The organism is Turicibacter sp. H121 (assembly GCF_001543345.1).
Classification (GTDB): Bacteria; Bacillota_I; Bacilli_A; order MOL361; family Turicibacteraceae; genus Turicibacter; species Turicibacter bilis.
In genome coordinates, this window is record NZ_CP013476.1 from 1,212,662 (window position 1) to 1,227,667 (window position 15,006).

Consider the following 15,006-nt stretch of genomic DNA (forward strand, 5'->3'; position numbering starts at 1 on the left):
AGATTCATATGATCAATCAAATTCTTGGGACACTGTATGGAATGGCAATCGGAGATGCCATGGGAATGCCATCTGAACTCTGGAGTCGTCAAAAAGTTAAAATTTTTTTTGGTAATATCCATACTTTCCTAGATGGACCTAGTGAAAACGAGGTCGCTTACCAATATAAAAAAAGGGCAGTTTACGGATGATACGGCCCAAGCTCTTCTCGTACTAGATTCACTTATCGCAAAAAACTTCCACTTCGAGCCTGATGATTTTGTTGAACGGTTATTAAATTGGGCTAAAGAGGAAAAAGCTTTTGAAAAAAATATCTTAGGTCCAAGTTCTAAAGCAGCTTTACTCGGTATTCAAGCAGGCGATGATGTCACAAAAATTACGAACCAAGCACAAACAAACGGGTCAGCGATGCGTATTGCACCAATTGGGTGTTTATTTCACCCTAAACAAAAAGCTGAATTAATTAAATTCGTTAGTCAAATTTCTAAAGTCACTCATAGTAGCGATGTGACCCTTGCTGGTGCTTGTATGATTGCCGCTGCTGTCAGTGGAGCTATGGCTTATGACACTTTTGATCAAATCTTAGAATTTGTCTATCCAACAGAGGCACCTGCAAGAGAATTAGGATTCGAAACCATTAACCCTTCATTAAGTACGCGTACCCGTTTAGGCATTGAATTAGCTAAACAACATGCAGGAGATGATGAAAACTTTCTAGAGTCTATCTATCAAACCATTGGATGTGGTGTTTTAATGAGTGAATCTGTTCCTGCCGCCTTGTCTATTGCTTATTATGCTAAAGATGTCGAACATTGTAGCTTACTTTGTGCTAATTTAGGGGGCGATACCGATACAATTGGAGCGATGGCTTGTGCCATTCGTGGAGCATATGAAGGTTATTCTTCCATTCGTTCCGAACTCATTGTAGAAATTAATCAATCCAATTCAGTTAATTTTATAAGATATGCGAACCACTTAAACGAGGCAAGGGGGACTTTGACATGAAAATATTAGTTTTGGGTAACGCCATTGTTGATGTCATACTCAATATTAAACATTTACCTCAAACAGGAGATGATATTTACTGTGAAAAACAAGCCGTCAATATTGGGGGATGTGCATATAATGTTGCAACTATTTTAAAACACTTTAATGTGAATCATGATCTTGTCGTTCCGATTGGCGAAGGTTCATATGCAACCATGATTAAACAAGAACTTATTCATGAAGGCTATCAGCTTCATATTCAAGATGACCGTGCTGATAACGGTTATTGTCTTTGTTTAGTAGAAGATGGGGGAGAGCGGACTTTTATCACCGTTCCAGGTATTGAGAAAGACTATAAATTAGAATGGCTATCTCAATTAGATGCCTCTAATTATGATGCGGTTTATTTATCAGGTTATGACATGGAAGGAAAAAGTGGAGAAATCATTAGTCAGTGGTTAAGTGAACAATCCATTCCAAACATTTACTTTGCTCCAGGTCCACGCATTACCTTTATTGAAGAGGAGACAATGAATAAACTTTTAAATTTAAAACCTATTTTACATCTTAATCAATCAGAAGCTTTATCATTTACTCAAACAACTGAATTATTAGAAGCAGCTCAATCTTTAGTTGAACGAACACAAAATGAAGTCTTTATTACACTAGGGGAAAAGGGCGTTCTTCATTATCATGAAATGGCTAACTTCATTCCATCGGTACCAGCAACTGTTGTAAATACCATCAGAGCAGGGGATAGTCATTTAGGAGCAATCTTAGCAATGCGTGCACTTGGATATGACACTTTAACGTGTTGTGAAGTTGCTAATAAAGTAGCAGCAAAAGTTGTGAGTTTAGAAAGCAGTAAATTAGAAAAAGAAAATTTTAATAAGGGGGACTTTCTTTTATGTCAACATTAGTGATGAAAACAAAAAACTATTTTAGCGATTGGACATTATTCGAAATTTCATGGTTAATCATTTCCACCTTAACCATGTTAACGTTAAGTATCGTTTGGGGAGATTCACCTATGGCACTGATTAGTGGAGTAACAGGTATTATTTCAGTTGTTCTTTGTGCCAAAGGTAAAATTTCAACCTATGCATTTGCCTGTGTTAACGTTGGACTTTATGCGATTATTGCTTATCAAAATCGACTATTTGGTGAAGTCATGTTAAATGGATTTTACTATTTACCAATGAATATCGTTGGTTTTTATATGTGGCGTAAACAAAAAGATGATGAAGGAACAGTTATTGCACGTCGTTTAACAGCTAAACAAATCATCTTATTAATTATTGGATTATTAATCGCTATTACAGCTTACTGGCGTGTTCTTGTTGCACTTGGAGGAAATCTTCAATTAATTGACTCAATTACAACCGTTCTTTCGATTGTTGCCTTCTTACTGCAGATTGGTCGTTTTATGGAACAATGGATTTTATGGATGATTATCAATGTGTTCTCGATTACGATGTGGTCGCTATTACTCGGAACACCGGAAGGTAGCGTCACAATGATTATTATGTTCTCAGCTTATCTAATCAATGGAATTTATGGATTTAGAAACTGGCTAAAATTAAGTACGGTCAATTAGTCATCCACTTATCTGATTCATTCGATATAAAAATAGAAATATATCTTACCCTTTTAAATTAGTATCCTATATAAATTCATTTAAACTTTTATATTTAGAAAAGACTGTCATTCATCCTGACAGTCTTTTAATTTAATCCCATAAAAAGCTCGTTCGATTCATCACACTTAAAACATAATCTTCTAAAATTAATTGATCCTGATAAATCTCGGTAGCAGCTTGTACCCCTACATAACGAAGATGCCATGGCTCATATTGATAACCTGTTTCCTGTGTTCGATCTTGTGGATATCTTACAATGAAACCAAAGCGATACGCATTTTCAGCAACCCACTTCCCTTCTTCTGTTTCTCCAAATGATTCAGTTAAACCACCGTGAACACCATCTGATGTAATATCAATAGTTAACCCTGTCTGATGTTCACTATGCCCTGGTCGTGCACTATATGTATCAGCTGCTTCAACCCCATCTTGTTCCACATATCGTCCATATAAAGAAGCTTGTGTCGCATAAGAGCGATAACCACTTCTAGCGATTAATTCATAACCTTCTTTTTTGGCAGCTGTGAATAATTCTTTTAAAGCATCAGCGGCCTCTTTTCTTAAATAATTCGCTTCGTTATTCTTATCATTATTATAGAGAGGAACTTCTAAAAAGACTAAATCATCTGGTTCATAATCTTCTGGCAAACTATAATTTTTGTTTACTAAAACACTTAAACTATCAGGATTTTCGACTTGTATAATATCCTGATAAAAGGCAGGTACACTATCATCATTTAATGAGACAGCTTCTGCTCCCGCTGAAATCATCGTTATGATTCCAATCATCATGAATAAACCACTCACTACCATCATTAAAATCTTTATTCTACTCATCTAGCATCCTCCTCGTATAATAAGTTTAAGCCCTTCATTGAGGGCAGGTATTGCTCTTTGAAAACTGAATCATTCATTGATTTTTCTTTCCCTAAATACTTCTGTTGGTTGATCTCTTTTTGTCTCAGATACCCTCGGACATTCCATCATATAGGTAATGGAATTGGATCCATCAGGAATATACTTTTCCCTCCTGTAGTTCGACTACATTTGAAGACTGTGACCCAGACCCAAACTGTTCGGCATACGCACAAGCTGTATCAACTCCTTCTATGTTCCTCTTCTTAACAGGGTTGAGGGCAGCACTCATAGTTGGGGTCTTTAGAATACTTATACGCGAGGTTGTCGCCACGTTTGGGACCCTAGGGATGTCCAGCCGTATCCGAGTTTATTCCAAATTCATTCAAAAGAAAGGAGGTCCCTTCCATGAAATTATTTGTCGGTATTGATGTTAGCTCTGAAAAACTTGATGTTTGTTTTCTTGATAGTTCAGACACGACGTTAAAAGAAGTTACCCTTCCTAATAACATTAACGGTGCCTCTTCTATCAAAGATGATGTTCTCCAGTTTCACCAATCATTTAACTATGAAAAAATCGTGATTGGAATGGAGTCTACTTCGATTTACAGTTTTCATCCTGCAACTTTTTTATCTGAAGATCTTGAACTAAAATCCTTAGGTCTCGTTGAAGTCGTTATCCAAAACCCTAAGTCCATTCATCGTTATAAAGGGCTTTTTGAAGAAGATAAAAACGATCGAATTGATGCCTTTCGTATTGCCGACTTCTTACGTATTGAACGATTTAATAAGACAGTTTTAAAAGAGGAACGCTATGTCGCTCTTCAACGTCTGACTCGTTCGAGATATCAAATGGTTCATCAACTCACCGAATGTAAACAGCACTTTCTTGAGAACCTTTACTACAAGTGTAATACCCTCTCTAAAGAGCTCGATACCTCTGTTTTTGGTGCGACCATGCTCGATCTTCTTTCTGATGCACTAACCCTCGATGAAATGGCCGAAATGGAGTTAGAAGATTTAGCTAACCTTCTACAAGAAAAAGGTCGAGGTCGTTTTAGTGATCCACAGAAATTAGCTAAAACCATTAAAAAAGCTATTCGTGATTCTTATCGATTGGGTAAAGTCGTTCAAGAATCAGTAGACATGGTTTTAGCGACTTATGCACGATTAATCCAAACGTTGAAAAAACAGATTAAAGATTTAGAAAAAAGCATTGTGGCGCTCTTTGAAATTGTAACAGAAGCCCAATGTTTAAAAAGTATTCCAGGTATCGGTATTGTTTATGCCGCCGGTATTGTCGCTGAAATCGGTCAAATTGAACGTTTTGAAAATGAAGCCCAATTAGCCAAATATTGCGGTCTCTACTGGAAAAAAAATCAGTCTGGAAACTTTGAATCGGAACGTACACCACTGACACGAACAGGCAACCAATATCTTCGGTATTATATGGTTGAAGCTGCCAACTCTATCAGACGACACGAAGATACTTACCGCTTGTATTACCAAAAAAAATACGATGAAGTTCCGAAATTTAAACACAAACGAGCCCTCGTCCTAACCGCTAGAAAATTAGTGCGTTTGGTGGATACGCTGTTACGTAACCACCAACTCTACACGCCGGAAAGGAGCGTATCACTCAAAAGCTAACTGATTGCTTTTGAATCCTTTCTGTCTGGCGCTAGGCTAAATTTTTAAAAAATTAGCCGAGGGTCTAGTTCAGTGCGTCCAACTTTTAAAAATCTTTATCTATTTTTTTCAATCATATACTTGACTTAATACCACAAGTCTTCACCACTTCATTGCCTTATTATTGAATAAAATTTTATTTTTTAAACAATTTTAGGTAAAATGGTCACAAAAGATACGATTAATCCGTTTTAAGAGTAGGATTTGAAAGGAGAGTGAGATGATGCAAGCGAGGTCATTAAATGAAACCTTGGTAACAGCAGATGAATTACAATGACAAGGGAAGTATTTCATAATGGTGACATTCTTGAATCTGAATTAAGTAGCCAAGTAACAAGTAATCCTGTGGATAACTCAGAATTTGTTATAAAAATGCTATTTCCTAGTCTATTAGAGTTATCCACAGTTCAAAAGATTTAAATCAATGACAAATATATTACGTTAAATAAGGAGGAATAACGCTTGATTCACCTGCTTTTATTTACGCTAATTTTCGCTACTCACATTTATCTGCTTTATACTTTAAGTTTAAAACTATTAAAAAAAGAACAGATTGGAAACTCCCATCTGCCTCATTGAATTTATTTTTTATTGTTACTTCGTTAATCTTTTACGCGTAACAGGGATATTTAACATTTACTTACGTAATTTTTCTGACTTTCACACTTCTCCAACTATCTTTCCTATTATCAATACATTAAAACGAGTTACTCTAAATATCCTACGATTTGTTCCCTTTGGCCTTTTAGTTGCTCTACTCAAACAATCTGAACGAAATATTTTAAATAAAAATTTACTCCTTATTCAAAAAGCAGCTACAAATTAGCTACTTTTTGCTTGTTCGTTTAAAAAGTTTTCAATTCCTTCTATAATCCCAGTCACCACTTTATCTTGATAGTCCTTAGTTTGAATAAGCTCACGTTCAGTATCATTTGAGAGATAGGCACTTTCAATTAAACAGGCTGACATATTAGACTCCCGAATAATTAATAAATTAGTTATCTCTCTAACGTGACGATCTTTAGCTTGTGTATAACTAATCAACGCTTCTTGAATACAGTTCGCTAATCGATCATCATATGTTCCTTTACCAGGGGTATAAAAAACTTCTATTCCATGAACACTTGCATCTCTAAAACTATTTTGATGAATACTAATCAGTAAATCACCTTTTGCTTGATTAGCTAATTTTGCACGATTCTTTAAGCTAATTGCTGTATCATCATCACGTGTCATCACAACTTTATAGCCTTTTGCTTCTAATCGTTTTTGTAATTGGAGTGCAATTTGAAGGTTAATATCTTTTTCCTGAATTCCTTGTTTAACACTCCCTGGGTCCGTTCCACCATGACCCGCATCAATAATAATAATTTTTTTAGGGGGACTAAAGAATCGATCAAACCACTGTGTTTTTTGTATCGAGGCAGCTAAACTTAATTGAAATGGACTAAATAAAAGGCCTATCATAAGAAAAACCATGATAAATGTAGCAACCTGTTTAGATTTTAAGTGATTGATCAAATTTTATCTTCCTTTCGTCTAATGGCTACCTATTTTGTCGAATATAAAACTATTATGTAGTATAGTTAATTCTCTCCAAAACATACGATAAAAGAAAAACCAGAATGTTCATATCATCATTCTGGATTTCGGTCTAATTCATTTAAGAATTCTTCAATTCCTACTACTATTCCTTTCACTACTTTATTTTGATAATCATCCGACATAATCAAATCAAGTTCATCATCATTAGAAATAAATGCTGTCTCGACTAACACAGCGGGCATTATTGTTTCACGTGTCACGACTAAACCATTATCTGAGTGAATTCCGCGATTTTTTGCCCCTGTTTCATTAATTAGTGACTCTTGAATCATTTGCGCTAATTGTTGATCGTTTGTTGTTTTGTCACTATTGTAATATACTTCTATTCCATGAACACTTGCATCTTGAGCATAGCAATTTTGGTGAAGACTAATAAATAAGTCTGCCTCTTTTTCATTGGCGAAATCTGAACGTTCTCTTAGAGAGAGAGAGTTATCATCTTCACGAGTCATTAAAACAGAATATCCATTTTCATGTAATACTTCTTGAAGTTTTAAGGCAATTTCTAAATTAATATCTTTTTCTAAAATACCACGACTATCACTTCCCGGATCAATCCCACCATGACCCGCATCAATAATAATCAATGGCTGAGTAGTGGTAACGGTGCGTTCAGTTTCATAATAAGATTGTGCAATCATAGTTTGCGAGGTTTTTGAATAATAAATTGATAATGCAAGACCGCCCATGATTGCTACCATTAAGAATAATGAAATTAAATTACGCTTCATTAAGCGCCTCTTTCGGTTTCTTCTCATACGGTTCTCCTTTCTCTTTTAACCCTTTTGATTTAAGGAGATTGTAATACACAAACCTTAGAAAAACCTTAAACATCCTTTTTGATGACATTTTTCCTGTCGAAGATACGACTATTATGTAGTATAGTTTATTTCGACTGAACAATACTATGAATAGGCGAACGCCTGAATTTTTTTAAGAGATGGAGTGAATCACATGCTTAGAAAACTCGATCATCGATATATGGGTGGCGCTGTTTATGATTGGTTAGAAACAACCTATCATTTTTCATTTGCCGATTATTATAATGAAGCAAATATTAACTTTGGAGTTCTTCGTGTCCTAAATGACGATATAATCGCTCCTCATACCGGATTTGAGACACATCCCCATAAAGACATGGAAATCATCACTTATGTCATTGAGGGAGAACTCACTCATAAAGATAGCATGGGGAATGTCGGCGTCTTAAAACGTGGACAAATGCAATATATGAGTGCGGGAACAGGTATTACTCATAGTGAGTATAACAATACTGACATTCCTTTACGCTTACTTCAAATTTGGATTGTACCGGATAAAAGAGGGCATCAACCAACATATGGCGAATATCACTTTGACTGGGAAGCACGTCATAACCAATGGCTTCATATGGTTTCTGACATCCACGAGGATGCTCCTATCACTATTAATCAAGATGTGAATATTTATACTATTTTATTAGATGAAGGAAATATTGCCGATATTAATGTAGCCTTTGGGCGCCAAGCTTATCTCATGCAAATCGAAGGTTTCTCAACGGTCAATGAGATTGCTTTAAAAGAAAAAGATGCGCTTGAAATTATCGAAGATAATATTCATATTGAGGCAACTCATACGTCACACTTTATTGTTATCGATATGCCAAAATCCTCTCATCCTTATATGTAAAAAAGCAAAGGCTAGTGCCTTTGCTTTTTAAACTTTTCCTCTTTTTTCTTTCAATTAAACATGTTATGTTAAGACCAAAAGGGGGGAATTGTTAGTATGAGAACACTTCAATTTTTAATCGGATTTTTACTCATTTTAATAGGTGGATTTTCACTTATCACATATACCTTTCATTTAAATAACGAGCTCATTCATCATCTATGGTTTTTATGCGTGTTAATCCCAGGTCTTTACTTTGAGATGAACTATTTTCAAACGAAAAAAAATCCTGGGCAACTAGTCCCAGGAGGAATTTTAACCGTAATTGGATTATTATTTTGTTTTGAAATTTTAACAGAATGGCATTATTCTAGTTATACGTGGCCTGTTTACTTACTAGCTGTAGCATTTGGATTGTTACAACTTTATTTATATGATCATAAAGACAAAGGACTCTTAATTCCCATTACGATTCTTTGCTTCATTTCACTTCTTTTTTATGTTCAACTTTTCATTTCATCATCACTACTACTTGCTATTTGCTTAATTATCATTGGACTTTATATTCTCTTTCAAAAAAGATAAGGTACGAGGTTTATCCTCGTACCTTTTATTGATTATTAGATAGCCAAAGCTTAAGTCTTAATGATTAAATTAGAATCCTGGTAAGAAGATTGAAGCACCAGGTCCTAATGGTAAGTTACATACGAACCATACAATTAATAATAATGTCCATCCGATTAATAAGAATACTGAGTAAGGAACCATTGTTGAAATTAAAGTTCCGATTCCTGATTTCTTATCGTATCGAGCAGCAAATGTTACGATTAATGCGAAGTAGCTCATTAATGGAGAGATTAAGTTTGTTGTTGAATCTCCGATACGGTAAGCCATTTGTGTGAATTCTGGTGTGAATCCAACTTCCATTAACATCGGAACGAATACTGGAGCTAAGATTGCCCATTTAGCCGAAGCTGATCCCATGAAGATGTTAATGAACGCTACAACTAAGATGAATAAGATGACTAATGGAATACCTTGTAATCCGATTGCTTTTAACATCTCTGCACCTTTGTTTGCAATGATTGTTCCTAAGTTTGAATAATTGAAGTAAGCAACGAATTGAGATGCGAAGAATACTAACACAATGTATGATCCCATTGAAGCCATACTTTTACCCATTAAGTTCATGACATCTTTATCATTCTTAACCACTTTAGCTCCAACTCCATATGCAATCCCTGCAATGGCAAATACTAAAGCAATGATAAGAACCATTGAATCCATGAATGGTGATTTTAAGATTCCTTGAATCCCTGCATCAGTTCCACGTAAGAATCCGTTAGCTGGAACGACTAATGCTGCTAAACCTGCAACTGATAATAATGTTGCGATTCCAGCGAAACGTAACCCGCGTCGTTCTTCTTTAGAAACTGTCATTGCACTTTCTTCAACTGTCGCATCACCTGTATATTTTCCTAAACGTGGTTCAACGATTTTTTCAGTTACAATTGTACCGATAACTGTAATTAATACTGTTGAAGCGATTAAGAACCACCAGTTACCTGTCATCTCTACTACATAATTTGGATCGGCTAATTTAGCACCTTCTGTTGTTAATCCTGCTAATAATGAATCAGTAGGACCAACCATCACGTTAGCACTGAATCCACCAGATACCCCGGCGAATGCAGCTGCAAGACCTGCAATTGGGTGACGTCCCATACTTAAGAAAATAATAGCTCCTAACGGGATTAACACAACGTATCCTGCATCAGATGCGATACTTGATAAAACCCCTGCAAGTACAACTACAACTGTAATTAAACGTTTTGGAGTACTCATTACTAATTTCTTTAATAATGATCCAATTAAACCTGTTCCTTCAGCAAGTCCAACCCCAAGTAAAGCAACTAATACTGTTCCAAGTGGGGCAAACCCTGTGAAGTTTGTTACTGCTGATTTAAATAAATATTGAACACCTTCTCTTGATAAAAGGCTTTGAACTGTTACTGTCATTTCTTCAACCGTATTTGTCGTACGATTGATCCCCTCATAAGTTACTGATACACCTGCAGCTGATAAAATAGCTGATAAAACAACAATTACTGCACTTAAAATTAAGAAAATTGTTGCTGGGTGTGGTAATGCATTACCGACTTTTTCTACTCGGTCTAGAAGAGTTAATTTCTTCTTTTTCACTTTCTCACTCATAGAATACCTCCTTGATTTCAATCCCTTTCCCATAATTTGGGTGAGGTAGTTTATATGGTTAAACATATCTAATTATACCTATAAAATTCGACTAATTTCCACTGTATTTTTTTCCATATGGTTAAAAATACATTATTTTTCTACAATTTTAGGCATAACATTGTATATTATTTGTCAAAATACCAACATATATCTATACTAATATCATTCAATAATATAAATTGTAAAAAAATAATAAAATTTGATTTCAAAAATTGAAAGGAGGTAATGATTCTTGAGTCATCTCATCATTTTAATACTTTCACTTAGCACGATTATGATTTTAGCTTACCGAGGATACTCGACAATTATCACCGCCCCCATTATTTCACTCATAACTTTATTTCTGACTTTTGGATTAGATAGTCATCTGATGGCTAACTATACTCTAGTCTATATGGACGGATTTGCGGGATTTGTTAAAAACTATTTTCCACTATTTTTAACAGGAGCAATTTTTGCTAAGTTGATGGAGGAAACTGGTTATGCGCATGCAATTGCTCACTTTATAACCAAATGGATCCAACCTAAGCGAGCGATTTTAGCCGTTGTCCTTTCCGGTGCACTCCTAACTTATGGAGGTGTTTCTCTCTTTGTCGTTGCTTTTGTTCTTTATCCCATTGCAACATTACTCTTTAAAGAAGCCGATATTCCAAAACGACTCATTCCTGGAACAATTGCTCTTGGTGCTTTTACATTTACGATGACAGCTTTACCAGGAAGTCCTGAAATTCAAAACGTCATTCCTATGACTTACTTCAAAACAGATACTTTTGCTGCTCCAATTATTGGCCTCATTGCTAGCATCTTGATGTTTACTTTAGGAATGATCTACCTAAACTTTCGAGCAAAATCTGCCCATAAAAATCATGAGGGCTATGGGTTTAATGAAGAAATGAAATCAAAAACGTCTTCTAAAAAACCATCAATTTGGTTAGCTCTCTCCCCGATTGTAATCATCTTCACCTTGAACCTCTTCTTCTCAAAAGTCTACTATCCGAATGTAGATGGGACTTATCTAGAATCATTCAATACAACACTCGATAGTATGTCTGGAACATGGAGCGTTATTATCTCAATCGTAATTGCGATTTTATTTATCCTTTTATTGAATATCAAAAAAATTAAAAACCTCCAATCTATTTTAGATACCGGAGTTAAAAATTCATTTATTCCCCTTTTAAACTCAAGTGCTATTGTCGGTTATGGAAGTATCATTAAAACACTTCCTATTTTCCTTGGAATTCAAACCATGATTTTAAACCTTTCACCGAATCCAATTATTGCTGAGGCCCTTTCAGTTAATATCATTTGCGGTCTAACTGCCTCTGCCTCAGGTGGTCTTGGAATTACCTTAAATGCTTTAGCACCAACATTTTTACAAATGAGTGAGCCTCTTGGAATTACACCAGAAATTCTACATCGTATTGCGTCTTTATCATCTGGCGGGTTAGATACACTTCCTCATAACGGAGCCGTCATTACAACACTAGCGATTTTTGGCCTAACACACAAACAAGCTTATAAAGATATCTTTGTGACATCCGTTGTTATTCCAATCTTCGTTACTTTCTTGATGGTATTAGGGACCTCTCTAATTTTTGTATAAAATTAAAACGCCGATTCATCGGCGTTTTTTTAATCTTATTAAGTAATAAAATCCGACTCCAATCCCACCACAAGTTATCCCTACCATTAGATGATTAAAAATAAATCCCATCATCATTAAAATCATCCCTATGATCAAAATACTATTCTCTATTAAATCATCTTCAGACGTCTCAACTTCTTGTTCATAAAATCCTAAACGCTCTAATGTTCTGAGGTTAATTCGATCTCTTAATAATTCATCTAAACTTACATTAAACCAATCTGATAATGCCATTAAACTATGCATATCTGGTATTTCGTCCCCTTCTTCCCACTTTGCAACTAACTGTTGTGGAACACCAATTTCTTCTGCCAGTTTTTCCTGGGAAATCCCTTTCGCTCTTCTTAATAATTGTAGTTTTTCGTTAAACTCCATCTCTTATCCCCCTTTTTACTTCTATCGTATTCATTTTCTATAATAGATATACATTTCTCATCATGACAGGAACCTATTTACTACTTTTCTACTATGATATAGAAGCGATAGAAATAAGGAGGAGGACAGTATGGACTACCAAAAAGATTTAGATGCCTTTTATGATTCTATTAATGTTGATTATGCAGCCCATGTGGCTAATACTCTTTCTCAATTTGGATCAAATGAAACTCTTGGATTTCGAATGGCTGGTTCAGAAGCAGAACTTGCAGCCGGTCATTTTTTATACCAAGAATTTAACAGCATTGGTTTAAAAAATGTTCGAAAAGAAAAAGTAATCGTTGATTCATGGGAGTTTAAGAATGGAGAGCTCTATTATCTAGATCAAAAGAATACACCCAAAAAAATCACTTTAAGCGCCTATGCAAGCAACTGTATTCGTGAGAATAAAACCTTTGACCTTGTTTATGTGGGGAAAGGAACAAAAAAAGATTACGAGAACATCGACGTTAAAGGAAAATTAGTACTCATTGATTTAGACTCTTATATTGGTTGTCAAATTGGTATTTGCGCCTTACAGGCCAGACAAAAAGGAGCTTATGGAATCATTGCTGCTCCTATAAATGAAAATCAAAAACTTCCAACTGATGCGCTCACTTATGAAAACTTTACGGCACCCGCTGATATTCCAGCCTTTTCGATTAGTTTAAAAGATGGTTATATTCTTAAAACATTATTAATTCAATCACCTTCTTCTAAGATTTCGGTTATCTTGAATTGTTATAGTAAAGTTTCACCTGATAGTACCTCATATAATATTATTGGTGAGATTCCAGGTAGAGATACCAATGATATTATTTTAGTTATGTCTCATTATGATGGATTATTTCACAATTTTCATAGCGGAGCTTGTGGGTGTGGTTTACTACTAAGCTTAGCCCGTGCTTTAATTAATAGTCATTATATTCCGAGTAAAACAATTATCTTCATTGCCCATAGTGCGAAAGAATGGGGATTAACAAATTCCTCTTTCAATTGGTCCATTGGTGGATATCAACAGATTACTAAAAATCATCCTGAATGGGCCGAAAAAGCATTCGTTGCTATTAATTTAGAAGGTTTTGTCGCTCATGATGAATACGATTATCATCATATCCGTACGGCTTATGAATATAAGGAATTGGTTAATGCGATTCAAAAAATTGTAACGGGCTGTCCTTATAAACAAGGTTGTCTCATTGATGCACCAACCACCATCTTAAGTGATGACTTTGCCTACTCTCAAAGTGGGGTACCTACGATTATTAGTTATCGCCCAATTAACGAGAACCATTTAACGACTTATCAGACAAACTATGACCTAATTCACAATCACTTTAGTCGATCAGCTTTTGAATATTGTCATAAACTATATGGAACGATCATCATTTTATTTGATCAAATGAAGATTAAGCCCTTCAATTTTGAGAAACTGTTTCATGCCTTAGAAGAAAGTCTCGACTTTGAATCTTATCATCATTATAAAGAGCTCTATTTCCTCATCCATGATGCGAAATGGTGCGCTAAAAATCTTTATGAGTTTACTCAACGTAATCACTTTACTGATTCTGAAGCGAAATATATTAATCAACAGCTTCACTATCTCTACTTAATGATTCAGCAATCTTTTGTACGACTTTCATGGTATGGAGCAAATATTTTCCCACACGAAGCTCATCAAGAAAATATCCTTCATCTTCGTGAGGCGATTCGACTATTAAAAAAAGAAAAGCTAAAATCTGCCGTTGAACAGCTTTGTCGAGTTGACCTGAATCTCTATGCCTTCTTCTTCGATAAAAAAACATATCAATTCTATATTCATCAGTCCTGTCATCAAGATGACGAACATTTAACTTGGGGACGAGATTTATTATTAAGTGAGCTCGATCTTTATGATATTATTGAAACGCTTCAGCGTAAGCATTCTTGGGAAGATATTTATGTTGAAATCCAGCATCTAAAAGAGATCTTAAAAGAAGAAGAGTTTCGCCAAGAAAAAGTGATTGAAGAAGAAATGGTGCATCTTAAACAAATCATTGATTGGATGCGCTCATTGTATCGACGTCCATAAATGCATAGTATAATAATCTATATACATAGCAAAATGTATTTCATATTCTAACCATCAGGCTTAGTACACAAGTCTTTTTGATAAAAAGGCCAACTATAGTAGGGATGAGTCACCTACCATGCGAAGTATTTATAATTAACTGGTAAGGCCTTAGTTTTTAAGATGTTAAACCTTATCTGTTTCTATATCTCACTG

14 protein-coding genes are annotated in these 15,006 nt (G+C 35.2%); 9 read left to right on the forward strand and 5 right to left on the reverse strand.

Annotation, left to right across the window (positions count from 1 at the left end; genetic code table 11):
- Positions 1-8 precede the first annotated feature (8 nt).
- Genes AT726_RS13370 through pnuC form a run of 4 tightly spaced genes read left to right on the forward strand, consistent with a single transcriptional unit; the run spans position 9 to position 2,584 of the window.
- Positions 9-191, forward strand: a complete 183-nt coding sequence (locus AT726_RS13370; RefSeq protein ID WP_250636724.1) for an ADP-ribosylglycohydrolase family protein — start codon at positions 9-11, stop codon at positions 189-191.
- Positions 142-1,005, forward strand: coding sequence for an ADP-ribosylglycohydrolase family protein (locus AT726_RS05900; protein ID WP_250636725.1), 864 nt, complete (start codon positions 142-144; stop codon positions 1,003-1,005). Before AT726_RS13370 ends, AT726_RS05900 begins: the two co-directional genes overlap by 50 nt.
- The gene (locus AT726_RS05905) at positions 1,002-1,907 is read left to right on the forward strand and encodes a PfkB family carbohydrate kinase (RefSeq protein ID WP_068759226.1); all 906 of its coding nucleotides are present in this window, start codon (positions 1,002-1,004) and stop codon (positions 1,905-1,907) included. The genes AT726_RS05900 and AT726_RS05905 overlap by 4 nt, the downstream gene beginning before the upstream one ends.
- Positions 1,895-2,584 (forward strand): nicotinamide riboside transporter PnuC, encoded by a 690-nt coding sequence (gene pnuC, locus AT726_RS05910; protein WP_068759227.1) that lies wholly within the window; start codon positions 1,895-1,897, stop codon positions 2,582-2,584. The genes AT726_RS05905 and pnuC overlap by 13 nt, the downstream gene beginning before the upstream one ends.
- 132 nt (positions 2,585-2,716) lie before the next feature.
- Here pnuC and AT726_RS05915 read toward each other — a convergent pair whose 3' ends face one another.
- The gene (locus tag AT726_RS05915; RefSeq protein WP_068759228.1) at positions 2,717-3,463 is read right to left on the reverse strand and encodes a M15 family metallopeptidase; all 747 of its coding nucleotides are present in this window, start codon (positions 3,461-3,463) and stop codon (positions 2,717-2,719) included.
- Positions 3,464-3,889: 426 nt separating this feature from the next.
- Here AT726_RS05915 and AT726_RS05920 point away from each other — a divergent pair, with 426 nt between their 5' ends.
- Positions 3,890-5,131, forward strand: a complete 1,242-nt coding sequence (locus tag AT726_RS05920; RefSeq protein ID WP_068759229.1) for an IS110 family transposase — start codon at positions 3,890-3,892, stop codon at positions 5,129-5,131.
- Positions 5,132-5,992: 861 nt separating this feature from the next.
- Here the strand turns inward: AT726_RS05920 and AT726_RS05925 are convergent.
- Entirely contained in the window at positions 5,993-6,637 is a 645-nt protein-coding gene (locus tag AT726_RS05925; RefSeq protein WP_206778812.1) for an N-acetylmuramoyl-L-alanine amidase family protein, read from the reverse strand.
- A 170-nt stretch (positions 6,638-6,807) separates the two neighbouring features.
- Positions 6,808-7,506, reverse strand: coding sequence for an N-acetylmuramoyl-L-alanine amidase family protein (locus AT726_RS05930; protein WP_068759230.1), 699 nt, complete (start codon positions 7,504-7,506; stop codon positions 6,808-6,810).
- A 223-nt stretch (positions 7,507-7,729) separates the two neighbouring features.
- On the opposite strand from AT726_RS05930, the gene AT726_RS05935 reads away from it, so the two are divergent.
- Positions 7,730-8,443, forward strand: a complete 714-nt coding sequence (locus tag AT726_RS05935; protein WP_055277635.1) for a pirin family protein — start codon at positions 7,730-7,732, stop codon at positions 8,441-8,443.
- A gap of 96 nt (positions 8,444-8,539) precedes the next feature.
- Entirely contained in the window at positions 8,540-9,007 is a 468-nt protein-coding gene (locus AT726_RS05940) for a hypothetical protein (RefSeq protein ID WP_055277633.1), read from the forward strand.
- A 69-nt stretch (positions 9,008-9,076) separates the two neighbouring features.
- Here AT726_RS05940 and AT726_RS05945 read toward each other — a convergent pair whose 3' ends face one another.
- Positions 9,077-10,636 (reverse strand): AbgT family transporter, encoded by a 1,560-nt coding sequence (locus AT726_RS05945; protein ID WP_055277631.1) that lies wholly within the window; start codon positions 10,634-10,636, stop codon positions 9,077-9,079.
- 316 nt (positions 10,637-10,952) lie between these two features.
- Here AT726_RS05945 and AT726_RS05950 point away from each other — a divergent pair, with 316 nt between their 5' ends.
- Positions 10,953-12,284, forward strand: coding sequence for a GntP family permease (locus AT726_RS05950; RefSeq protein WP_237297238.1), 1,332 nt, complete (start codon positions 10,953-10,955; stop codon positions 12,282-12,284).
- Positions 12,285-12,299: 15 nt separating this feature from the next.
- Here the strand turns inward: AT726_RS05950 and AT726_RS05955 are convergent, their stop codons facing one another.
- A complete protein-coding gene (locus AT726_RS05955; protein WP_068759232.1) occupies positions 12,300-12,701 on the reverse strand; it encodes a helix-turn-helix domain-containing protein in 402 nt (133 codons plus the stop codon).
- Between the two features lie 130 nt (positions 12,702-12,831).
- On the opposite strand from AT726_RS05955, the gene AT726_RS05960 reads away from it, so the two are divergent.
- Positions 12,832-14,811: a M28 family peptidase gene (locus AT726_RS05960; RefSeq protein WP_068759233.1), complete on the forward strand. Its 1,980-nt coding sequence runs from the start codon at positions 12,832-12,834 to the stop codon at positions 14,809-14,811.
- Positions 14,812-15,006 lie beyond the last annotated feature (195 nt).